This window comes from Prevotella sp. khp7, from assembly GCF_900109055.1.
Classification (GTDB): Bacteria; Bacteroidota; Bacteroidia; order Bacteroidales; family Bacteroidaceae; genus Prevotella.
On record NZ_FOIV01000001.1, the window covers coordinates 516,291 to 540,331 of the forward strand.

Below are 24,041 nucleotides of genomic sequence, written 5' to 3' on the forward strand. Positions count from 1 at the left end.
GTTGAATCATTTGCCCGTTTGATATATTTTTAGTTACTTTGCAGACAGTAATAATTTTAGTAACTAAAAACATATATTCAATATGGTAAACTCAACAGAAACAGCGAATCTGTGTGGTCTGAAGAGAGAAAACTTCCAGGCCACAATCAATGGTAAGAAAACAGACCTGTACATCCTCAGGAATCGTAAGGGTTATGAAGTGGCAATCTCCAACTACGGCGGTGCCATTTGTGCTATTATGGTACCAGACAAAGAAGGTAAGGTGGGTAACGTGATTCAAGGACACGACAGCATCAAGCAACTCACCAGCGGCAAGGAGCCTTTCCTTTCTACACTCATTGGTCGCTGGGGTAATCGTATCTGCAAGGGTCAGTTTACACTGAATGGTAAAGAATACCAATTGGCACTTAACGATGGACCTAATCACCTGCATGGTGGTCCTACAGGTTTCCATGCCAAGGTATGGGATGCTCGTCAGATGGGACCTCGGTCGTTAGCTTTACACCGCGTATCTTCATATGGTGAAGAAGGTTTTACTGGCGAACTTGACGTAACTGTTGAATTCACTTTCACAGATTTGAACGAGCTGATCATCGAGTACCTTGCTACCACCAATAAAAAGACCATCGTGAACCTGACTCATCATGCTTTCTTCAGTCTGGCAGGTACAGCAGATCCCACTCCTACGATTGAAAACCAGATTTGCGAAATCAATGCAGATTTCTATCTGCCCACCGACGAGACCGCAATTCCTACAGGTGAGATTCTCAAAGTTGAAGGTACCCCATTTGACTTCCGCAAGCCAAAAGCTTTTGGTAAAGATATTGATGCAGACCATGAGCAGATCAAGTTTGGTAAAGGCTTTGATCATAACTATGTACTGAACAAACAGGAAGAAGGCGAACTCTCGTATGCCGCAAAGGTTATTGAGCCAAAGAGTGGACGTACGATGGAAGTATTTACAACCGAGCCTGGCATTCAACTTTACACAGCCAACTATGCAAATGGCTATAAGGGTGCCAATGGTGCGACATTCCCACGCCGCTCTGCTGTATGTTTTGAGGCTCAGCACTTCCCTGACACCCCCAATCGCCCTTATTTCCCATCTGTAGTGCTTCGTCCTGGCCAGCAGTATAAACAAAAAACAATTTATCGTTTTGGAGTAGTAGAATAATAAGAAACCAAACATTAAAATTTTAACACAATATGACTGAAACAAAAAACAATGGCAAGTTGATTGCCATAATAACGATGTGCTTCATCTTCGCGATGATTAGCTTCGTAACAAACATGGGTGCTCCATTTGGCAACATCTGGGGCTTTGAATATCCTTTTGCTAAGGCATGGGGTAATCTCATGAACTTTGCCGCTTATCTTTTCATGGGTATTCCGGCTGGAAAAATGCTAACTAAGTATGGGTACAAGAAGACTGCGCTAATCGCACTTATTGTAGGTATTGTTGGATTAATGTTCCAATATCTTTCAAGTCTGGTTGGCGCAGGCACATACGTATTTACATACGACAGCATCCCAGTAGCTCTCAATCTGATCATCTATCTTTTGGGTGCTTTCATCTGTGGATTCTGTGTCTGCATGCTGAATACTGTAGTTAACCCAATGCTAAACCTGCTTGGTGGCGGTGGTAACAAGGGTAACCAACTCATTCAGGTAGGCGGTACACTGAACTCACTGACAGGTACACTTACCCCACTATTAGCAGGTATTCTCGTTGGTACAGTGACCAAGGATACCAGCATGAGCGATGTTGCTCCCCTGTTGTTCATTGGTATGGCTGTATTTGCCATTTCATTCATCATCATCAGTCGTGTATCAATTCCCGAGCCTACTCTCGGAAAAGTTGAGCCCAAGTATGAGCATAGTCCATTGGCCTTCCGCCACTGCCTACTTGGCGTCATCGCTATTTTCTTCTATGTAGGTATCGAAATCGGTATTCCTATGGAGTTGAACTTCTATGTGACAGATCTTCCTTTCGAAGGTGCTGCTGCAGTAGGCGGTACATTAGCTGCTGCCTATTGGTTGCTGATGATGATAGGTCGTGCATGCTCAAGTGCTATTTCTGGCAAGGTTTCTACCAAACTGCAACTTTCAACAGTTAGTGCTGTCGCCATCTTACTCCTGCTGATTGCCATTTTCATGCCAGAGAGTGTTACCATCGGCTTCAGCGGACATGACGTACCTGCTAAGGCTTTCCTTATTCCCGCTTGTGGTCTCTGCACCTCAATCATGTGGGGCGGTATCTTCAACCTTTCCGTTGAAGGACTTGGCAAATACACAGAAGCAGCATCTGGCATCTTTATGACAATGGTTGTTGGTGGTGGCATCATGCCATTAATTCAAGAAGCTATTGCCAAGTCGACTGGCCCAATCTTCAGTTACTGGCTTGTTATTGCTATGTTGGCCTATATTCTGTTCTATGCCCTTATCGGCTGTAAGAACGTAAACAAGGATATCAAAGTTGATTAATTTTTAACTTCTAAAACTCTTAAGATTATGGACATTGAATTTGTAAGAAGTCGTTTCATCAAGCATTTTGACGGAAAGACTGGTAGCGTATATGCATCTCCCGGACGTATCAACCTCATAGGTGAGCACACTGATTATAATGGAGGTTTTGTATTCCCCGGTGCTGTAGATAAAGGTGTTATGGCGGAAATGCGTGCCAATGGTACAGAAGATACCGTAATGGCTTATGCTATCGACCTGAAGGATCGCGTTGATTTCAAACTTTCAGACCCTGCAGGCCCAAAAGCCTCTTGGGCACGTTATATATACGGTATTGCCCTGGAGATGAAAAAATTGGGTGTCCCTGTTAAAGGTTTTAATATCGCTTTCTCAGGTGATGTTCCTCTTGGTGCAGGCATGTCATCTTCTGCAGCGATGGAGAGTTGTTTTGCCTACGGTCTGAACGACATCTTTGGTGAGAATAAAGTATCACAGTGGGATATGGTATTAGCAGGTCAGGCAACTGAGCACAACTACTGCGGTGTTAACTGTGGTATCATGGATCAGTTTGCCTCTGTCTTTGGAAAGGCAGGATGTCTGATGCGTCTCGATTGTCGTAGCCGCGAGTTTGAGTACTTCCCATTTAAGCCAGACGGATATCGCCTTGTCCTGCTAGACTCCGTAGTAAAACATCAGTTAGCAGGTTCTCCATACAACGATCGCCGCAACTCTTGTGAGAACGTAGTTAAGCATATTCAAGCAAAACACCCAGAGGGCAAGTTTGAGACACTGCGTGATTGCACGTGGGAGCAACTGGACGAAGTTCGTGCCGAGGTTGGTGAGGAAGACTACAAACGTGCCAAGTTCGTACTTGGAGAGAAAGACCGTGTATTGGCTGTTTGTGACGCACTCAACGAAGGTGACTATGAAAAAGTCGGTGAACTGATGTACAAGACTCACGAAGGTCTTTCAAAGGACTATGAGGTTAGTTGCGAAGAGCTGGACTATCTGAACGACATCGCCAAAGAAAATGGCGTTACTGGTAGCCGCATCATGGGTGGTGGCTTCGGTGGCTGTACTATCAATCTTGTACGCAACGATCTCTATAAAAAGTTTGTTGAAGATGCAAAGAAAAAGTTTGCCGCTAAATACGGACATGAGCCCAAAGTATATGATGTAGTTATTGGCGACGGATCACGTAAGATTTGCTAAGTCCGAGATGACATAAACACCATATCTAGTGTTTATAAAGGTTAAATAAGAGTGGTAGGGTGTAAATATTACACTTTACCACTCATTTTTATTATATTTTTACTTGTTAGTTCAGAAAATAGTTGTAATTTTACGCCCAAAATACAATCAAACATAAATAACAACTAAAAACAAGTAAAGATGAAATCACTAAAAAAGACAATGATGGGTGTCGGCGTAGCTACGCTGATACTTTCTGCTTGTGCTGGTAACCAGCAGGCTGCACAGTTGACAGCTTCAGGTCTCAACCCTGCCAAGTTTGACACAACTATCCAGTCAAAGCCAGTTAAACTCTACACGCTGAAGAATGCGAATGGAATGGAAGTATGTATCACCAACTATGGTGGACGTATCGTATCACTCTGCGTGCCAGATAAGGACGGGAACTTGACAGATGTTGTACTTGGTTTCGATAACATCGCACAATATGCAGACACCATTAATACCCCTAGTGACTATGGATCAAGCGTTGGTCGATACGCGAACCGTATTCAAGGAGGCAAGTTTACAATCGGAGATACAGAATATCAGTTAAAAAAGAACGATGGACCCAATAGTCTGCATGGCGGCGGTAACTCTGGCTGGATGCATCAAGTTTTTGATGCAGAACAGATTGGTGACTCTATCCTGAAACTGACAATTGTTGCACCTGATGGTGAGAACGGATTCCCTGGTAAAGTACTAGCCGTTACCACCTATAAAGTTACAGCCGACAACACGCTCGACATGACATGGGAGGCAGAGACAGACAAGCCAACCATTATCAATCAGACCAACCATAATTATTATAACCTAAGCGGTGATTTCACCCAGCCTGGTTATGATATGGTACTCTATGTAAACGCTGATAATTTCACACCAAGTGACAAGCTCTATATCCCCACAGGTGAGATCAAGTCTGTTGAGGGTACTCCAATGGATTTCCGCACTCCACATGCTATCGGCGACAGCATCCTGTCACAGTTTGACCAGATTCAGAACGCTACAGGCTATGACCACAACTTCTGTCTGAACACTTATAAGGATGGCAAGGGCGATGATACTCAGGTATGCGCAAGTCTTTATTCACCCAAAACGGGTATCTTCATGGAAATGTTTACCAACGAGCCTGGTGTACAGGTATATAGTGGAAATTTCCAAGGTGTGGGTGCTGATAAGGACATTGCCCGCAAGCATGGTATCACCTACCCAAAACATGTCAGCGTATGTCTTGAGAGCCAGAAGTATCCCGACTCACCCAATAAGAAAAACTGGGTACAGCCGACCTTAAATCCTGGTGAAAAGTACTACAGTCACGCTGCATACAGATTCTCTGTGAAATAAAATGTATAACTCAAAATAAATAAAATTCTAAACTAACATGGCATTATTAGACTGGATTGTCATTGGCGTCTTTTGCTGTGCGCTAATCGGCATTGTATTATGGGTTGTTTCACAGAAGAACGACAACTCTGCAGACTATTTCTTAGGTGGTAAAGACGCAACATGGATTGCTATCGGTGCATCAATCTTTGCGTCAAATATAGGTTCTGAGCATCTCATCGGACTTGCAGGTGCAGGTGCCTCTTCAGGAATGGCTATGGCCCATTGGGAAATTCAGGGGTGGATGATTCTAATCTTAGGATGGGTATTTGTACCCTTCTATTCTCGTTCAATGGTGTACACCATGCCTGAGTTCCTGGAACGTCGATACAATACACAGAGTCGTACCATTCTCTCTGTAATCTCTCTCATCAGTTATGTGCTGACAAAGGTTGCTGTGACAGTATATGCAGGTGGTCTGGTATTCCAGCAGGTATTCGGAATCGAAGAACTCTGGGGAATTGACTTTTTCTGGATTGCAGCCATCGGACTGGTAGTTATTACGGCTATCTACACCATTTTCGGAGGTATGAAGTCCGTACTCTATACATCAGTCCTCCAGACACCCATTCTTTTACTTGGTTCACTCATCATCCTTGTATTAGGCATGAAGGCCTTAGGCAGTTGGGATCAGATGCTGCAGCTCTGTGATGTAAAGCCTAGTTATGAAGGAGCCACAGGTACGATGATCCATCTGATGCGTTCTAACAGCGACCCACAATATCCCTGGCTCGGTGCACTGATTGGTTCTGCCGTTATCGGTTTCTGGTACTGGTGTACCGACCAATATATCGTACAGCGTGTTCTTTCTGGTAAGGATGAGAAGGAAGCTCGTCGTGGTACTATCTTCGGTGCATACTTAAAGTTGCTTCCTGTATTTCTTTTCCTGATTCCCGGTATGATAGCATTTGCCCTGCATCAGAAATACATCGGCGATGGTGGTTTCCTTCCATTGCTTGCTGACGGTACACCAAATGCCGATGCCGCCTTCCCCACCCTCGTTGCAAAGATTCTTCCTGCAGGTGTGAAAGGTCTTGTTGTCTGTGGTATTCTCGCAGCCCTGATGTCATCACTGGCATCTCTGTTTAATTCTTCAGCCATGCTGTTCACCATAGACTTCTGGAAACGCCTGAAGCCGGAGACATCGGAGAAGAGTCTTGTACGCATTGGACAGACTGCAACTGTTGTTATTGTGATTCTCGGTATTCTGTGGATTCCCATCATGCGTTCCGTAGGTAACGTGCTTTATAACTATCTGCAAGATGTGCAGTCTGTACTTGCTCCTGGTATCGCAGCAGCTTTCCTTCTTGGTATTTGTTGGAAGCGTGCCTCAGCCAAGGGTGGTATGTGGGGACTGCTTTCTGGTATTATCATTGGTCTGACCCGTCTGGGCGCCAAGGTTTACTACAGCAACGCGACAGATGCAGCCGACAACTGGTTCAAGGCCGTGTTCTACGACTTCAACTGGTTGTTCTTCTGCGGAGTCATGTTGATTGTCTGCTGTCTCATCGTAATCATTGTATCACTGATTACCGAGGCTCCTGACAATCAGAAGATCCAAGGTCTGGTATTTGGTACTTCCACACCTGAGCAGCGTGCAGCTACACGTGCCAGTTGGAATCACTGGGATGTTATTCATACGGTAATTATCCTGACTATCACAGTAGCTTTCTATATTTATTTCTGGTAATCAAAAAACAAGGAAATGACAAATTTCTATGGCGATCATTCCAAGGTCTGGTTATCGGTAGACTGCATTATCTTCGGTTTTGACGAAGGTAAGTTGAAAATACTGATAGGCAAACGTAAGATGGATCCCGGCCGTGGCGAATGGAGCCTCTACGGAGGCTTCGTTAACGCCCAAGAAAGCGTTGACGATGCTGCCAGTCGTACACTTTACGAACTAACCGGACTTCGGAACCTATACATGCGCCAAGTCGGTGCTTTTGGTAACGTCGACCGTGACCCTGGTGAGCGAGTGGTATCTATTGCATATTACGCTCTTATCAATGTCAGCGATTATGACGATACGCTTCGCGAGGCACACGGTGTCGAGTGGATGGACGTCAATGAAGTTCCCAAGCTATACTCTGATCATAACGAGATGGTTAGGAAGGCAAGGAAGATGATGCAACAGAAACTCTCGCAAGAGCCAGTAGGCTTTCGTCTGCTTCCAAAACTGTTCACCCTAACTCAATTGCAGAGGCTCTATGAGGCTGTGAACGGCGAAGAACTTGACAAGCGAAATTTCCGCAAACGTATTAAAGATATGGACTTCATTGAAAAGACAGAGCTCATTGACAAGAAAGGCTCTAAACGCGGAGCATACCTCTACCGATTCAACAAGCGAGCTTATAACGAAGACCCGAATTTTAAATTATAAGACATATGTTAGAAGAACTGAAAGAAAAAGTATTCAAGGCAAACCTTGACCTCGTGAAACAAGACCTTGTCATCTTCACGTGGGGAAATGTGTCAGGTATTGACCGCGAACACGGATTGGTTGTCATCAAGCCCTCTGGCGTTGATTATGATGTAATGAAAGCATCAGATATGGTAGTGGTTGATCTCAAGACTGGCGAAGTTGTCGATGGAGAGTTAAATCCCTCATCCGACACCCCGACCCATCTGGTTTTATACCGTTCATTTCCCAATATCCAAGGTGTAGTACACACACACTCCACTTATGCCACGGCCTTTGCTCAAGCTGGCCGAGATATTCCCAACATTGGTACAACTCACGCCGACTACTTCTATCAGGATATCCCCTGTACACGTGATATGACGGAAGAAGAAGTCAAGGGCAACTATGAGCTGGAGACAGGAAACGTGATTGTCGACGAGATATTAAACATCCGCAAGATCAATCCCGATCACACTCCCGCCGTTTTAGTCAAAAACCATGGTCCGTTCTCATGGGGAACATCTCCCGACAACGCCGTTTATAATGCTAAGGTTATGGAGCAGTGCGCCAAGATGGCATTTATAGCATTCTCGGTAAACCCAAAGTTGACGATGAATCCGTTGTTAGTTGAGAAGCATTATATGCGCAAACACGGACCTAATGCCTATTACGGACAGAAGGGACAAAAGCATTAATTACATATTTAAGAAAACAATTATACTATAAATGAAAGCATTTGATAATTATGAGATTTGGTGGGTAACTGGTGCACAGCTTCTATACGGAGGTGATGCAGTGGTTGCAGTTGATGGACACTCTAAGGAGATGGTTGACGGTCTGAACAAGAGCGGCAACATCCCCGTGAAGATTGTATATAAGGGCACAGCCAATAGCTCTAAGGAAGTAGAGCAGGTGATGCTGGCAGCTAATAACGACGAGAAGTGTGTAGGTATCATCACTTGGATGCATACTTTCTCACCCGCCAAGATGTGGATCAAGGGTCTGCAGCAGTTGCAGAAGCCCCTCCTCCACTTCCACACCCAATATAATGCCGAGATTCCCTGGAGTGAGATTGACATGGACTTCATGAACCTCAACCAAAGTGCTCACGGTGACATCGAGTTCGGACACATCTGTACTCGTATGCGTGTGGCCCGTAAGGTGGTTTGCGGCTACTGGAAGGACGAGAAGGCTCAGAAGCAGATTGCCGTTTGGGCTCGTGTGGCAGCTGGTGTAGCCGATGCTCACAACGTACGTTGCTTGATGTTCGGTATGAACATGAACAATGTAGCCGTTACCGATGGCGACCGCGTAGAGTTCGAACAGCGTTTGGGTTATCACGTAGACTACTACCCTGTTTCTTCTCTGATGGAGTACTTCAAGAAGGTAACCGACGCCGAGGCCGACGCCCTGGTTGAGGAGTACAAGAACCTCTACACCATCAAGATTGACGAGAGCGGTGAGCAGGTTTATTGGGAGAAGGTGAAGAATGCAGCCAAGGCCGAGATCGCTCTTCGCCGTGTTCTGAAGGATGAAGGTGCTACTGCTTTCACCACCAATTTCGACGACCTGGGCGATGCCGATATCGACGCACCAGACTTCTGCGGTTTCGACCAGATTCCCGGTCTGGCTTCGCAGCGCCTCATGGAAGAGGGTTATGGTTTCGGTGCCGAGGGTGACTGGAAGACTGCTTGTCTCTATCGCACTCTGTGGGTCATCCAGCAGGGCATGCCTACTGGTTGCTCATTCCTCGAGGACTACACCCTCAACTTCGCTGGCGACAAGAGTTCTTGTCTGCAGAGCCACATGCTCGAGATTTGTCCGCTGATTGCTACCGACAAGCCCAAACTCGAAGTTCACTTCCTCGGTATCGGTATCCGTAAGCAACAGACAGCCCGTCTGGTATTTACATCTAAGACCGGTGCTGGTATCAAGGCTACCGTTGTCGACCTGGGCAACCGTTTCCGTCTGATCTCTCAGGAGGTAGAGTGCATCGAGCCACAGCCCATGCCAAAGCTCCCTGTAGCTTCTGCTCTGTGGGTTCCACAGCCTACTTTTGAGATTGGTGCCGCTGCATGGATCCTTGCCGGTGGTACACACCACAGTGCCTTCTCTTACGATATCAACGAGGAGTATTGGGAGGACTTTGCTGAGATGACTGGCATTGAATATGTCCGCATCAACAAGCAGACCAACATTGCCGACTTCAAGCAGACCCTCCGCAACAACGAGGTTTACTACATGCTTAACAAGGCGCTGAGATAAAAATAATATGGCACGGATTAACACGGTCTCATGAATAAGGACACGGCTTTATTGCCACATTTATAAAAGCAGTGTTTTTTATAGAAAGCCGCGTTAATCCGTGCAAAAAATAATTGATTATGACAGCAAAAGAAACGATACAAGCTGGAAAAGCTATCCTAGGAATCGAATTCGGTTCTACAAGAATCAAGGCCGTCCTCATCGACGAGGACAATAAGCCCATAGCCCAAGGCTCACACGAGTGGGAGAACCAGTTAGTAGATGGTCTCTGGACCTACTCTACTGAGGCTGTATGGTATGGCTTGCAGGACTGTTATGCAGAACTCCGCAAGGATGTTATGGCACAATATGACTGCGAAATCGAAGCCCTTGCCGCCATTGGCTTCTCTGCTATGATGCATGGTTATATGGCTTTCAATGAGAAGCAGGAGATTCTGGTTCCTTTCCGTACCTGGCGTAATACCAACACAGGTAAGGCTGCTGCAGAACTTTCAAAGCTCTTCAACTACAACATCCCCCTGCGCTGGAGCATCTCACACCTCTACGAGGCTATTCTCGACAACGAGGAGCATGTCAGCGACATCAAATACCTCACCACCCTCGCTGGTTATGTGCATTGGCAGGTAACCGGTCAGTTTGTTCTGGGCGTAGGCGATGCATCAGGTATGATTCCCGTTGATCCGAAGACCAAGACTTACGACGCCACCATGGTAAAGAAGTTTGACGAGCTCATTGCTCCGAAAGGCTTCTCCTGGAAGCTGCTCGACATTCTGCCAAAGTCACTCAACGCGGGTGAGAGCGCAGGTTTCCTGACACCTGAAGGTGCCAAGAAGCTCGATGTTTCTGGTCACCTCAAGGCAGGCATCCCCGTATGTCCCCCAGAAGGTGACGCTGGCACCGGTATGGTAGCTACCAACGCTGTAAAACAGCGCACAGGTAATGTATCTGCAGGAACCTCCAGTTTCTCAATGATCGTATTGGAAAAAGAACTGAGCAAGCCATACGAGATGATTGACATGGTAACTACACCTGACGGCAGCCTCGTAGCAATGGTTCACTGTAACAACTGTACCAGTGATATTAACGCCTGGGTGGGATTGTTTAAGGAATACCAGCAACTTCTTGGCGTTAAGGTAGATATGAACGAAATTTACGGTAAGCTCTTCAACAAGGCTCTCGAAGGTGATACCGACTGCGGCGGACTGATGGCCTACAATTATGTTAGCGGTGAGCCCGTTACAGGTCTTAGCGAAGGTCGTCCCATGTTCGTACGTTCTGCCAACGATAAGTTCAACCTCGCTAACTTCATGCGTGCCCACCTATACGGTGCCATCGGCGTGCTGAAGATAGGTAACGACATTCTGTTCAAGGAAGAGAAGATCAAGGTAGACCGCATCACGGGTCATGGAGGTTACTTCAAGACAGCAGGCGTAGGTCAGCGCATGCTCGCTGCAGCCCTGAACAGCCCAATATCAGTGATGGAGACTGCTGGTGAAGGTGGAGCATGGGGTATTGCCCTGCTGGCTGGCTATGCCGTAAATAATCCCAACAAGCTCAGCCTTGCCGATTATCTCGAGAGCGTTGTCTTCTCTGGCAACACAGGAATCTCTATCGCCCCCACTGCTGAGGATGTAGCAGGTTTCGAGAAGTACATTGAGAACTACAAGCGCTGTCTCCCCATCGAACAGGCAGCTGTAGACAACAAGTAAGTGATTGTGCAAAAAAGAACCGCCCCTTTACTATGAAGAGGCGGTTCTTAAATGTCATGGAAAGAAATAAAGAAATCTATAAGGTAACGCTGGTTGGAGGAGCAGTCAATGTCATACTGCTGCTGTTTAAGTTCGTGGCCGGTATCCTAGGCCATAGTGCCGCTATGGTGGCAGATGCTGTTCACTCACTATCCGATTTTGTCACCGATATCATCGTACTGGTGTTTGTGCACATCAGTGGCAAGCCAAAGGATAAGTCGCACGACTACGGACACGGAAAGTACGAGACACTTGCCATGACCATGATAGGCGTCGCCCTTCTGGCTGTAGCCATAGGCATTCTCTACCACGGCACGATGAAGATCATTGCATGGACCAACGGTTCAAAACTTGAAGCTCCAGGCATTTTAGCCCTCTGGGCTGCTCTCATATCAATCGTATTAAAAGAAGCCGTTTACCATTACTCCATGATTAAGGCCCGCAAACTTAACTCACCAGCCGTAGAAGCTAATGCATGGCATCATCGCAGCGATGCATTATCATCTGTCGGCACCTCTGTTGGCATTGGTGGTGCTATCTTCTTAGGGCAACAATGGACAGTACTCGACCCAGTAGCTTCAGTCATCGTAGGCGTCTTTATCATAAAGGTGGCCGCCGACCTGCTACGCAATGGCATTGGCGACCTGATGGAACAGTCGCTACCCGATTGTGTGGAAGACGAGATTCTGCAATTGGCAGCATCAATACCTGGTGTGGCTGATCCTCATGATCTGCGAACCCGTAGGATAGGCAATCATTACGCCATCGAGCTGCACATCCTGATGGATGGAGATATTACCCTGAACGAAGCTCACGACAAGGCCTCAGAGGTTGAAGACGTACTGAGAGAACGTTACGGCGAGGATACACATGTCGCCGTACACGTAGAACCAAAATAGGAACTACAAGCAAATAAATCTTTAATATAATATATAATTTAATCACCAACAAATAAGTATGAAAAGAATACTATTTACCGCGACTATCGCGCTGGCCGTTGCCACAGGAGCAATGGCCGCAAACCGCTCGGCGACGTCAGGAGACGCTTCGCAAGCGAAGAACGTGAAGGCAACGGTTCACGCCGATCAGGCAGGAGCCAAGATAAACCGTGAGATCTATGGTCAGTTCTCCGAGCACCTGGGCAGCTGCATCTACGGCGGCCTCTGGGTGGGCGAAGGCTCACAGATTCCTAACATCAACGGTTACCGCAAAGATGTGTTCGAGGCTCTGAAAGCCCTAAAGATTCCCGTACTCCGCTGGCCTGGCGGCTGTTTCGCCGACGATTATCACTGGATGGACGGTATCGGTCCTAAGGATCAGCGTCCTTCGCTGCGCAACAACAACTGGGGCGGAACCATCGAAGACAACTCTTTCGGTACCCATGAGTTCCTGAACCTCTGTGAGATGCTCGACTGTGAGCCCTACATCAGCGGCAACGTAGGTTCTGGTACCGTAAAGGAGATGGCTCAGTGGGTGGAGTATATGACCAGCGACGGTGACACCCCAATGGCACGCCTGCGCCGTCAGAACGGCCGTGACAAGGCTTGGCATGTGAAATACTTCGGTATAGGCAACGAAGCATGGGGCTGTGGCGGTAACATGCGCCCTGAGTATTACTCTAACGAGTATCGCAAGTTCAACACATACCTCCGCGACCAGGGCAAGAACCGCCTCTATCGCATTGCCTCCGGTGCCAGCGACTACGACTACAACTGGACTACCGTGCTGATGGATAACATCGGCCACCAGATGCAGGGTATCTCCTTACATTATTATACTTGCACAGGTTGGAACGGCCCCAAGGGCTCTGCCACCAACTTCGACACCGACCAGTACTACTGGGCTTTGGGCAAGTGTCTGGAGATTGAGGAGGTCATCAAGAAGCACAAGGCCATCATGGACGAGAAAGACCCGAAGAACACCATCGGTCTGCTCGTTGATGAGTGGGGCACCTGGTGGGACGAGGAGCCCGGCACCATCCCCGGTCACCTGTATCAGCAGAACGCACTCCGCGATGCCTTCGTAGCCTCTCTGAGCCTCAACGTGTTCCACAAATACACCGACCGCGTAAAGATGGCCAATATCGCTCAGGTGGTGAACGTGCTCCAATCGATGATTCTCACCGACCAGGAAGGCACAGGCCACATGGTGCTTACCCCGACCTACCACGTGTTCGAGATGTACACACCATTCCAGGAGGCTACCTATCTGCCCGTCGACCTTGAGAGCGAGACCATCCAGTGCAGCAAGGAATACTTCAAGGAAAAGGCCAAGACAGCCGACAACACTACCCGCCCCTGCCCCGTGCTCTCCGCTTCGGCAGCCAAGACGAAGGACGGCTCTGTAGTACTGGCCATTACCAACGTGAGCCTCGACAAGGATCAGACCATCGACTTCAACTTTGCCGGCTTCAATGCTAAGACAGTCTCTGGCCGTATCCTAACCTCAAAGAACGTGGCTGATTACAACGACTTCCAGCATCCCGACGTTGTATCTCCCAAGGAGTACAAGGATGCTAAACTGAAGAAGGGCACTCTCACAGTCAAAGTGCCCGCCAAGTCGCTCGTTGTATTGAACATTAAGTAAGCCCTTTACAACTTACCAATATCCATCAATCCCGCCAGACTATCTGGCGGGATTCTTTTTTCAGTCTATATTCACGACGAAGCCCTCCCGAGTCTTGACGTTCAGGTCGTCGCAGCTCCAGTGAATGGTGAACTGCTTGATGCCCCACGAGCGGGCATAGCTCTGCAGGATGTCAAGGCGGTTGCCCATCACACTCTTCGTGTAGTTCACAACAGCGGTGATGCCCGTCAGGCTGGTCGGCGTCTTGTCGGCCACCTTGAAAACATTGGCATAAAGGTCGGGGAAGGCATTGCGAATATTCGATTCCAGATCGCCTAGCGCTCCGACGACTGGCGTGCCATCCCACTGGTCGATGGTGATGTTCATGCGCCACGTCTGCATAGCACGACTGGGCTCCAGGAGCGTGTGGGTGTAGGTAGCTGTCTCGGCCGTGCAGTATTCATACATGTGCGGCGCATTCTTGTAGCCATCCTTTTTTTTATATTCGTAGAGCAAGGAGGCTGTTTGCGGCACCGAGGTGATTTCGGCTGTGTACTGTCCCGAGGGGTTGCTGACAGACCAACATATCTCGTTGGCTACGTCGGCGTCGTTGACCAGAATGTTGGCCGCCGTCTGGTGACAATAGTAGATGGTAGAGCCCACGTTCTCATAGTACTGTGGCAGCGCCCCCTTATAGGTCCACGTCACCTTCGAGCCCGAGGTATTCTTCTTCACGCCCAGTTCCTTGTTGGTCTGTGACATGCCCATCGAGAAGGATGTGCCCTGCGTAGTTCCAACGCTGTAACTGCCACCGACGGATGCCATCGGGCCCGACATGTTGGCGCCTGCACTCCACGAGAGGCCCACGGTCTCAGACCTCGAGGAGGACGAGCCGACTGTTACGCTGGTAGATGACGAGTTGTTGTCGGTGTTGGGCGCCGCTGCCTCCAGATGGATAGTGCCGCTACCCGTGAGGTTCATCGACGTCTCGTACTGCGAGAGGAATGAGCCGTACCAGCGGTTATAGTTGCCATAATTGGTGGCCTTGTACCAGCTATTCTCACTGCTTGTCGGGTAGAATATCTTCCAGCCGTTATCATTACCCATCCTCAGTGTCACGTTCTGCTTAAGGTAGTAATAGTCCTTGTTGGCCTCGATGTTGTGGACGCCCCACGAACTGACACGTATGTTCACTCGGTTCGAGTAGTTGTGCACTGTCGTGTCGTCGTCCTTCCAACAGATGCTGCCATTGTAGGTAAACGTCTCGCTGGCGTCTATCAGATCGTTGATAGGTCCACTGCCCGCGCGTGTCATACTGAGGCGACGGGTGTCAGCAATAACGTACAGCTTCTCCTCGTTCTCCTTCTCCACTGTGTTGAGCCAATCGGCGGCAGCATCGGCCAGAGTGCCGCTGACGGCCTGTGTGCGTTTCGGCGTCGAGGTGACGGTCTGGGCGGTTGTCGTGTTGCCCTCGCTATCTTCAGAGTACATATAGGTGGTCAGCTTGTCGAGTGGTTCCTGCATGAAGTAGTCGTCGGGGCCCATGATCACCATTTCGGCAAACAGGTCGTCGAGGCCGTCACCGCCGTCAGCACGAGTAGCATAGCGGCGCATGTTCTCCATTCGGGCCTTCATGCGGTCAATGCGGGGCGAAGCGGCTGCTGCGGCTCGTGCCTCCTCGTGGGTCAGACTATACAATTCCTCGTAGGTGAGTTCTTCCATTTCTATGAGCTCGGCCAACATAATGATCACAAAGTTCGCTATCTGCATATTGGTAGGCCGCTCGATGGCGAGATAGCCGCCATTGAAGAAAGTGCGGAACACGGCCGCCATGGTTTCCGGGCCGATATTGATTCCGTTGGCGTCGAACACGCTACCTGGCAGCAGTACCATCTTCGTGTCGGGCTCGATGGCGGCTGTCACTCTCGGCAGTCGTTTCACGAGGGCTGCGCCTGTACTGCTCTCTTCGAAGGTCACAGGCACGGCGGTCGACAGGTTGGCGGTCACTGTGACGCTCATCTGGTCCTCAGCAGGTTCCGTGAGGTTCAGCGTCTCTTCTACTCCGTCATTGCCAAGGACTGAATTGTTGTCATCATCCTTGCACGATACCAGGCCCAGCGCTATTGGCAGGGCCATCATCATCATAAATGTTGTAGCTTTTTTCATTGTTAATTGGTTCTTTAGATTGTATATATCGATGCTTAATAGTTTTATCTCGATGGCAAATATACGAAAAGTTTTCGAATTATACGTGTTTTTTCGGGAAAAAAGTGTTTTCGGGGGTAAAGTTTTTACTGACGGATATAGGCTATAACTATGACATAGTTATTACGATTGACTGTAACACATAACATCCTGCCAACCAATTTAGACTAAATTGCAGAGCAAAATAAACTAAATTGGTCTGCAATTTAGTCTAAATTGCAATTAAAGGAATAGTCTCTGTCAATAAAGCGGCCGTTCTTTGACAAACAAGACGACGTTATGATACACAAAAACAAATATTCTCCGACATGGGACGGGCAGGATTATAATGATAAAAAACTTGCAGATTTATTCATTTATTACAGAATTATTTGTATCTTTGCAGCCGTATTTTCAACATAAACTACTATCCATTATGCGATTTATTACTCTAACAATTATGAGTTTAACGGCAGGCATATGGTTTGCAACGCCTGCTAAGTCACAAACTTCAAAGGCAGAACTGATGGCACACATGGAGTTGGCAAGTGGCAATTATTGCAACTATCCACTGCCAACGAAACAGATTACGCCTGCCCCCGATGGTTATGAACCGTTCTACGTGAGCCATTACGGTCGTCACGGCGCACGTTACATGACGGGATCGAAACATTTCAAGTATGTCATTGGGAAGATGGATTCTGCCCAGACAAAAGGATGGCTGACCGAGAAAGGCGAGGAGATTCTGGCCCGTGTGAAGGTGGCTGCCGCTGACGCCTGGCATCGAGACGGTGACCTGACACGACTCGGTGCACGCCAGCATCAGGGCATCGCCCGCCGACTGAGTCAGAACTATCCCGAACTGCTGATGCAACCCATCACGGTGAAGGCAAACTCATCGACCGTCCGCCGCTGTATGCTCTCAATGGCCAACTTCTGTCAGGAACTGAAAGCCCTTAATCCACAGCTCAACGTCACGATGGATGCCAGCGAGCACGACATGTATTATCTCATTCCCAACGACAGCATCTTCATCCCGGGAAAGGGCTGCGACAACGCGCTCTATGAGAAACTCGACAGTTTCCGCCATGAGAAACTGAACGGTCGCCGCCAGATAGCCCTGCTGTTCAAGGACCCGAAGGCCGTAGAAGGCTGGATCGACGGCTATAAGTTCTGCGACGCCCTGTGGAACATTGTATCAGATATGGAATGTCTGCCAGAACTCGGGCTGAAGTTCAACGATCTCTTTACGGACGACGAACTCATAGACGGCTTCTTCGTCTACAACGCCAGCTGGTGCCTGTGGGAGGGACTTATGCCAGGCTCGCGCCCCAACTACTATGCCATCTATCCGCTGCTGAAGAATTTCCTCGACGAGGCCGACTTGATAATCGCCTCGGGCGAGAAGCAGGTACGCCTGCGCTTCGGTCACGACAGCGTTGTGCTGCCCTTCTCATTCATCCTTGGCGTCAACGAGGCCATCCACGGCACTCAGAACATGGACAATCTGCACAATACGTTCTCCATCATCCGTCTGATTCCGATGGCAGGCAACGTACAGATCATCTTTTTCCGTAAGCAGGGGTCAGACGATATTCTCGTGAAGTTCCTCATGAATGAGAACGAGACCTCCATCCCCATCAAGACCGACTGCTACCCCTTCTATCACTGGAAGGACGTGAGTGCTTATTACCGTAACATACTGAAAGAAGCTAACATGAGATATAAAACCCAAGATGAATATGAAGACGAGGAAGATAGCGATTGATTTAGGAGGAACCAACATGCGTGTTGGTCTCACCGACGGGGCAACGGTTGTCAATACCGTGATAGAGCCCTGTCCCGCCAAGGAGGCAGAAGACGTGGTGCTCAGTCAACTAAAGCGCCAGATAGCACAACTCATGACACCAGAAGTGACAGGCATCGGCGTGGGTGTGCCATCGGTGGTTGACTGCCAACAGGGTATCGTATACAACGTAGCAAACATACCCGCTTGGAAAGAGGTACATCTGAAGGAAATCCTTGAGAAAGAATTTGGCGTACCTGTAGCCGTGAACAACGATGCCAACTGTTTTGCCCTGGGCGCATGGCGCTATGGCGAAGGCCAAGGCACCAACGACATGGTCGGACTGACAATAGGCACAGGTATCGGCTCGGGTATCATCATCGGCGGAAAACTGTATAACGGCGTAAATACCGGTGCTGGCGAAATCGGCTCACTTCCATTCAGAGACGCCGACTATGAGTTTTACTGCAGCAGCCGGTTCTTCAGCCAGCTACATGGCGACACGGGAGCCAACTTCGGCAAGCGTGCTCAGGCTGGCGATCCGCAAGCCATCGCCGTGTGGGAGGAGTTTGGAGCGAATATTGGCGAACTGATCAAAGCCGTTCTTTTCACCTACGCCCCCGAAGCCATTATCATCGGTGGCGGTATAGCCAACGCATTTTCTCTCTACGAGAAGGCCATGCGTCAGCTGCTGAGCACATTCCCCTATCCAGAGAACGTGGCAGCCACACGCATAGAGCCATCAACCTTAGCGAACGCAGCAATGCTAGGAGCGTCGCTGTTACTTTAAACATTAAAGATTAACATTAAACATTAAAATGATGAAAACATATCATCACCAATACTTTTCGATTCTCACATGCCTCTTTTCACTCCTACTGATGGCATGTACCGAACATAAGACACTGGATATGAACTGGGAGGTAGAAACACCCGACGGATGGATACCCGCCAAAGTGCCTGGCACCCTGATGGGTACACTGACAGCCAACGGCATAGAGCCCGAAGCGCTGACTGCCAACGACTATGCTAGAATTAACAAGACACAGTTTGAGAAAAGCTGGAAGTATCGCACCACGTTCCAGTTGCCCTCACTGAACGAGGGTGAACATGCGGTGCTCAACTTTGATGGCATCAGTTACCGAGCCAACGTATGGCTTAACGGCAATCAGATAGCCAACAAAGAACAGATGTACGGCGCATTCCGCCAGTTTGAGTTTGATGTAACACAACAGATTGCAACAGATAACAAACTGGAGGTAGAGGTGTTTCGTGCACAGCCAGGCGAGCCTAACATAGGATTTGCCGACTGGAATCCGCGTCCGGCTGATGAGAACATGGGCATCTACCGCGAGGTGCGGGTAAAAACCTGCGGCAACGTGGCCCTGTCACATTCGGCTGTGCGATCGCGCATAAACACCAAGACGCTTAACGAGGCCTGGCTGACCATCGCTACCGAACTGCGTAACTTATCAGACAAGCCTATCGAAGGCTGCGTGCAAGGCACCGCCGACGGGCAGTCGTTCAGCTACCCTGTAAAACTGGCTCCTGGCGAGAAGAAACGCTTTACGAGCCCTGCCGAAATACATATCAGCAACCCTAAACTGTGGTGGTGCCACAACATGGGCAAGCCCGAACTGTGCGATCTGCACATTGAGTTTGCAGAAGACCACAAAATTTCGGATTTCGAAGATGTGCGATTTGGTATTCGCGAAATAAAAAGCTACTTGACCGATGAGGGCTATCGGGGATTCATACTGAACGGGAAAAAGATTCTCATTCGCGGTGCCGGTTGGACCGACGACATCTATCTGCGAGACACGCCTGAGAGCAACCGTCTGCAACTGGAATACGTTCGCGACATGAACATGAACACCGTCCGATTAGAGGGCTTCTGGGGTACCTCTCAGAACCTCTACGACCTCTGCGACGAAATGGGACTTCTGATTCTCGTAGGATGGAGCTGCCATTGGGAATGGGCCGACTACCTTGGCTCGCCATGCGATGAACTATATGGCGGTATTCTCAGCAAAGAGAACATCGATCTTATTGCTAAATCGTTTGAGGATCAGGTCATGTGGCTACGCTATCATCCGTCAATTATCGGTTGGTTTGTCGGAAGTGACATGTTGCCCAAACCCGAACTTGAAAAATGCTATCAGCAATTCCTCAGTCAGGAAGATGACCGCGACTATCTGATATCGGCCAAGGATCAGACCAGTGAGATATCAGGACCTTCGGGTACAAAGATGGCGGGTCCCTATGAGTATGTAGACCCCAAATACTGGTATCTGCCAGAAGCACCAGGTGGCGCGTTCGGTTTTAACACCGAGACAGGCATTGGCGCTCAGCTTCCTGTAAAGGAGTCGCTACAGAAAATGCTGGGCCAACAGCTATTCCCTATCGACGACCGCTGGAACATATTCTGTACCGCTTCAGGAGCTGACATGAATTCGCTCAGGCAACTGAATGAGGTTATCCACTACCGTTTTGGTGATGCGAAGGATATTGATGAATATCTGCGCCGTGCCGACATGCTGAATTATGAGAGTACCAAAGCCATGTTTGAGGGATTCCGCGCCCGCTGGCCTCATACCACAGGTATCATCCAATGGATGCTCAACGGTTCCCGTCCCGGCATCTACTGGCAATTGTACGACTACTACAAACAGCCCAATGCAGCCTACTACGGCGTAAAGAAAGCCAACGCCCCTGTTCAGTTGATCTACGATTACTATACCAAGACGGTATATGCCGTAAACGAGACACTGGAGATGGCTAAGGCAAAGGCCCAGATGAAACTGCTGAAGGGAGGTCAGACTACCGAGGACAGCAAAGAGATAGAGGTAGCCCCAGGTACAGTAGTCAAGGCTTTCGATATCGATACCACTGATGCAGCTGCCGCTTTCCTGTTCCTGAAGCTGACAGATAACAACGGAGACGAGATTGCTACCAATGAGTATTTCATAGTAACCGAAAACGACACCTACAACTGGGAGAAGACTTCTTGGGTGAACACTCCCATCACGAAGTACGCCTCTTATGCCATGCTCGACGAAATGTGTTCTAAGTCATGCAAACTTTCTATTAAGAAGGATGGAGCTAAGTACGAAGTAACAGTCAGCAATCCAACAGACAAAGTGGCATTTATGATTCGGCTGACAGCCAAGGACGAGAAAGGCGAGCTCGTATGCCCCACCTACTGGTCGGACAATTATCTGACACTGGCTCCTGGTGAGAGTCGCACCGTTAGTTGCAAACTGCCTGCAACACCAGAGGATACTGCAGTAAGCATACAGATATCCGAATAACGGATTGACCAATCTTCCTTTATTTAGGACAGAAAGAAAGAAATATTCCGAAACAGTCGATTGTTTCGGAATATTTTTGTAACTTTGCGCCATTATTTCGCAAAATAGCATTTTAAACAATAAATAAACAGCTTATTATGAACGACAACAAAGTAATGAACATGGCAGCCGACAATATCCGTATTCTCGCTGCTTCAATGGTTGAGAAAGCGAAGTCTGGTCACCCCGGTGGTGCCATGGGTGGCGCAGATTTCATTAACACCCTGTACAGTGAGTTCCTGGTTTACGATCCCGAGCATCCCGAGTGGGAAGGTCGCGATCGTTTCTTCCTCGACCCTGGTCACATGGCTCCAATGCTCTACAGCCAGCTCGCTCTTATCGGCAAGTTCACCCTCGAGGACCTGAAGAATCTTCGCCAGTGGGGTTCTGTAACTCCTGGTCACCCCGAGCGTGAGATTGCACGTGGCATTGAGAACACCTCTGGTCCTCTTGGTCAGGGTCACTGTTTCGCAGTAGGTGCTGCCATCGCCGCTAAATTCCTGAAGGCTCGTCTGGGCAACGTGATGAACCAGACTATCTACGCCTACATCTCTGACGGTGGTGTACAGGAGGAGATTTCACAGGGTGCTGGCCGTATTGCTGGTAACCTGGGACTCGACAACCTGATCATGTTCTACGATGCTAACGATATTCAGCTCTCTACCAAGACCGAGGTGGTTACCTGCGAGGATACCGCCAAGAAGTACGAAGCATGGGGCTGGTTTGTTCAGAAGATTAACGGTAACGATGTTGACCAGATTCGCGAGGCCATCAAGAAGGCTCAGGCCGAGAAGGATCGCCCATCACTCATCATCGGTCACTGCGTTATGGGTAAGGGTGCTCGTAAGGCTGACAACAGCTCATACGAGAGCAACTGCGCTACTCACGGTGCTCCTCTTGGTGGCGATGCTTACATCAACACCATGAAGAACCTGGGTGCCGATCCCGAGAACCCATTCCAAATCTTCCCCGAGGTTCAGGAGATGTACGCTAAGCGTGCCGAGGAGCTGAAGAAGATTGTAGCTGAGCGCTATGCCGAGAAGGCTGAGTGGGCTAAGGGTCACCCCGAGCAGGCCAAGCAGCTGGAGGAGTGGTTCAGCGGTAAGGCTCCTGTTATCGACTGGAGCAAGGTTGAGCAGAAGGCTGGTGCCGCTACACGTGGTGCAAGTGCGACTGTACTCTCTGCCCTCGCCGAGCAGGTTCCCAACATGATTTGTGCTTCTGCCGACCTGAGCAACTCAGATAAGACCGACGGCTTCCTGAAGAAGACCAAGGACATGGTTCGTGGCGACTTCAGCGGCGCCTTCTTCGAGGCTGGTGTAGCCGAGCTCACTATGGCTTGCTGCTGTATCGGTATGGCTCTGCACGGTGGTGTTATCCCCGCTTGCGGTACCTTCTTCGTATTCTCTGACTACATGAAGCCTGCCGTACGTATGGCTGCCCTGATGGAACTGCCTGTTAAGTTCATCTGGACTCACGATGCCTTCCGTGTAGGTGAGGATGGTCCTACCCACGAGCCTGTTGAGCAGGAGGCGCAGATCCGTCTGATGGAGAAGCTGAAGAACCACCACGGCAAGAACTCTGTATTGGTAGTTCGTCCTGCCGATGCCGAGGAGACCACCGTTTGCTGGCGCATGGCTATGGAGAATGTTGATACCCCAACAGCGCTGATCTTCTCTCGTCAGAATATCGACATGCTGCCCGAGGGCAACGACTACAACCAAGCTACCAAGGGTGCTTACGTTGTAGCTGGATCAGACGAGAACTTCGACGTGATTCTGCTGGCTTCAGGTTCTGAGGTTTCTACCCTCGAGGCTGGTGCTAAGCTGCTCCGCGAGGATGGCGTTAAGGTTCGCGTGGTTAGCGTTCCTTCTGAGGGATTGTTCCGCAGCCAGAGCAAGGAGTATCAGCAGAGCGTACTGCCCGCTGGTGTTAAGAAGTTCGGTCTCACCGCTGGTCTGCCCGTTAACCTCGAGGGTCTGGTAGGTGCCGACGGTACTGTATGGGGTCTCGAGAGCTTCGGTTTCTCTGCTCCTTACAAGGTGCTCGACGAGAAGCTCGGCTTCACCGGAGAGAATGTTTACAAGCAGGTTAAAGCCCTGTTAGCATAATAATCAAGGCACGGATTAAGGTCCGTGCCTTTTAAAATTTTACTACTATGGAAGTTAAAACAGTTGGAGTAGCTTGCGATCACGCAGGCTTCGCTTTAAAGCAATTTGTACTCCAGTACCTGGAGGAGAAGGGTTACCCCGTTAAGGACTATGGTACATGGAGCGACGCCAGTGTTGACTATCCTGACTTCGGTCATGCTTTGGCCGAGGGCATTGAGAGTGGTGAGGTTTATCCTGGTATTGCCATCTGTGGCAGTGGCGAGGGAATCTCGATCACACTGAATAAGCACCAGCAAGTACGCGCTGGTTTGTGCTGGATTCCAGAGATTGCACACCTCATCCGCCAGCATAACGATGCTAACGTGCTTGTCATGCCTGGTCGTTTTATTGACAATAACATGGCTCGCAAAATTATGGACGAATTCTTCACCGCAAGTTTTGAAGGTGGTCGCCATCAGAAGCGCGTGGATAAAATCCCCGTACAGAAGTAATTATCTTAGGCACGGATTAACACAGCCTTATTATTATAAGGACACGGCTCTTTACGAAAAG

17 protein-coding genes are annotated in these 24,041 nt (G+C 48.9%); 16 read left to right on the plus strand and 1 reads right to left on the minus strand.

Annotated elements, in window-relative coordinates; genetic code table 11:
* The first annotated feature begins 82 nt into the window (after window positions 1–82).
* The 11 genes from BMX82_RS02245 to BMX82_RS02295 all read left to right on the plus strand — a co-directional run bounded on the left by BMX82_RS02245 (window position 83) and on the right by BMX82_RS02295 (window position 14,079).
* On the plus strand, window positions 83–1,174 hold the full coding sequence (locus tag BMX82_RS02245; protein ID WP_036912768.1) for an aldose epimerase family protein: 1,092 nt from the start codon (window positions 83–85) through the stop codon (window positions 1,172–1,174).
* 32 nt (window positions 1,175–1,206) lie between these two features.
* Window positions 1,207–2,484 (plus strand): MFS transporter, encoded by a 1,278-nt coding sequence (locus BMX82_RS02250; protein WP_036912771.1) that lies wholly within the window; start codon window positions 1,207–1,209, stop codon window positions 2,482–2,484.
* Window positions 2,485–2,511: 27 nt separating this feature from the next.
* On the plus strand, window positions 2,512–3,675 hold the full coding sequence (gene galK / locus BMX82_RS02255) for a galactokinase (RefSeq protein WP_091765681.1): 1,164 nt from the start codon (window positions 2,512–2,514) through the stop codon (window positions 3,673–3,675).
* A gap of 180 nt (window positions 3,676–3,855) precedes the next feature.
* Window positions 3,856–5,037 carry an aldose epimerase family protein gene (locus tag BMX82_RS02260; RefSeq protein WP_036912776.1) on the plus strand — a complete coding sequence of 394 codons (1,182 nt, stop codon included), beginning with the start codon at window positions 3,856–3,858 and terminating at the stop codon, window positions 5,035–5,037.
* Between the two features lie 37 nt (window positions 5,038–5,074).
* Window positions 5,075–6,766 (plus strand): sodium:solute symporter, encoded by a 1,692-nt coding sequence (locus BMX82_RS02265; RefSeq protein ID WP_091765684.1) that lies wholly within the window; start codon window positions 5,075–5,077, stop codon window positions 6,764–6,766.
* A 15-nt stretch (window positions 6,767–6,781) separates the two neighbouring features.
* Window positions 6,782–7,459: an NUDIX hydrolase gene (locus BMX82_RS02270; protein WP_036912782.1), complete on the plus strand. Its 678-nt coding sequence runs from the start codon at window positions 6,782–6,784 to the stop codon at window positions 7,457–7,459.
* 5 nt (window positions 7,460–7,464) lie between these two features.
* Entirely contained in the window at window positions 7,465–8,175 is a 711-nt protein-coding gene (locus BMX82_RS02275; protein WP_036912785.1) for an L-ribulose-5-phosphate 4-epimerase, read from the plus strand.
* 31 nt (window positions 8,176–8,206) lie between these two features.
* Window positions 8,207–9,745 carry an L-arabinose isomerase gene (gene araA / locus BMX82_RS02280; RefSeq protein ID WP_036912787.1) on the plus strand — a complete coding sequence of 513 codons (1,539 nt, stop codon included), beginning with the start codon at window positions 8,207–8,209 and terminating at the stop codon, window positions 9,743–9,745.
* A gap of 119 nt (window positions 9,746–9,864) precedes the next feature.
* On the plus strand, window positions 9,865–11,454 hold the full coding sequence (locus BMX82_RS02285) for a xylulokinase (RefSeq protein ID WP_410524399.1): 1,590 nt from the start codon (window positions 9,865–9,867) through the stop codon (window positions 11,452–11,454).
* 56 nt (window positions 11,455–11,510) lie between these two features.
* Complete coding sequence (locus tag BMX82_RS02290) at window positions 11,511–12,392, plus strand: cation diffusion facilitator family transporter (RefSeq protein ID WP_091765690.1); 882 nt, start codon at window positions 11,511–11,513, stop codon at window positions 12,390–12,392.
* 58 nt (window positions 12,393–12,450) lie between these two features.
* Window positions 12,451–14,079: an alpha-N-arabinofuranosidase gene (locus BMX82_RS02295; RefSeq protein WP_036912793.1), complete on the plus strand. Its 1,629-nt coding sequence runs from the start codon at window positions 12,451–12,453 to the stop codon at window positions 14,077–14,079.
* Window positions 14,080–14,139: 60 nt separating this feature from the next.
* Here BMX82_RS02295 and BMX82_RS02300 read toward each other — a convergent pair whose 3' ends face one another.
* The gene (locus BMX82_RS02300; RefSeq protein ID WP_091765693.1) at window positions 14,140–16,224 is read right to left on the minus strand and encodes a hypothetical protein; all 2,085 of its coding nucleotides are present in this window, start codon (window positions 16,222–16,224) and stop codon (window positions 14,140–14,142) included.
* A 478-nt stretch (window positions 16,225–16,702) separates the two neighbouring features.
* On the opposite strand from BMX82_RS02300, the gene BMX82_RS02305 reads away from it, so the two are divergent.
* The 5 genes from BMX82_RS02305 to rpiB all read left to right on the plus strand — a co-directional run bounded on the left by BMX82_RS02305 (window position 16,703) and on the right by rpiB (window position 23,980).
* Window positions 16,703–18,010, plus strand: a complete 1,308-nt coding sequence (locus tag BMX82_RS02305) for a histidine-type phosphatase (RefSeq protein WP_091765696.1) — start codon at window positions 16,703–16,705, stop codon at window positions 18,008–18,010.
* Window positions 17,985–18,818, plus strand: a complete 834-nt coding sequence (locus BMX82_RS02310) for an ROK family protein (RefSeq protein ID WP_036913666.1) — start codon at window positions 17,985–17,987, stop codon at window positions 18,816–18,818. The genes BMX82_RS02305 and BMX82_RS02310 overlap by 26 nt, the downstream gene beginning before the upstream one ends.
* Window positions 18,819–18,846: 28 nt before the next feature.
* Window positions 18,847–21,339 carry a glycoside hydrolase family 2 protein gene (locus BMX82_RS02315; RefSeq protein ID WP_255396532.1) on the plus strand — a complete coding sequence of 831 codons (2,493 nt, stop codon included), beginning with the start codon at window positions 18,847–18,849 and terminating at the stop codon, window positions 21,337–21,339.
* A 137-nt stretch (window positions 21,340–21,476) separates the two neighbouring features.
* Window positions 21,477–23,489, plus strand: a complete 2,013-nt coding sequence (locus BMX82_RS02320) for a transketolase family protein (RefSeq protein ID WP_091765702.1) — start codon at window positions 21,477–21,479, stop codon at window positions 23,487–23,489.
* A gap of 47 nt (window positions 23,490–23,536) precedes the next feature.
* Window positions 23,537–23,980 carry a ribose 5-phosphate isomerase B gene (rpiB, locus tag BMX82_RS02325; RefSeq protein ID WP_028907954.1) on the plus strand — a complete coding sequence of 148 codons (444 nt, stop codon included), beginning with the start codon at window positions 23,537–23,539 and terminating at the stop codon, window positions 23,978–23,980.
* Window positions 23,981–24,041 lie beyond the last annotated feature (61 nt).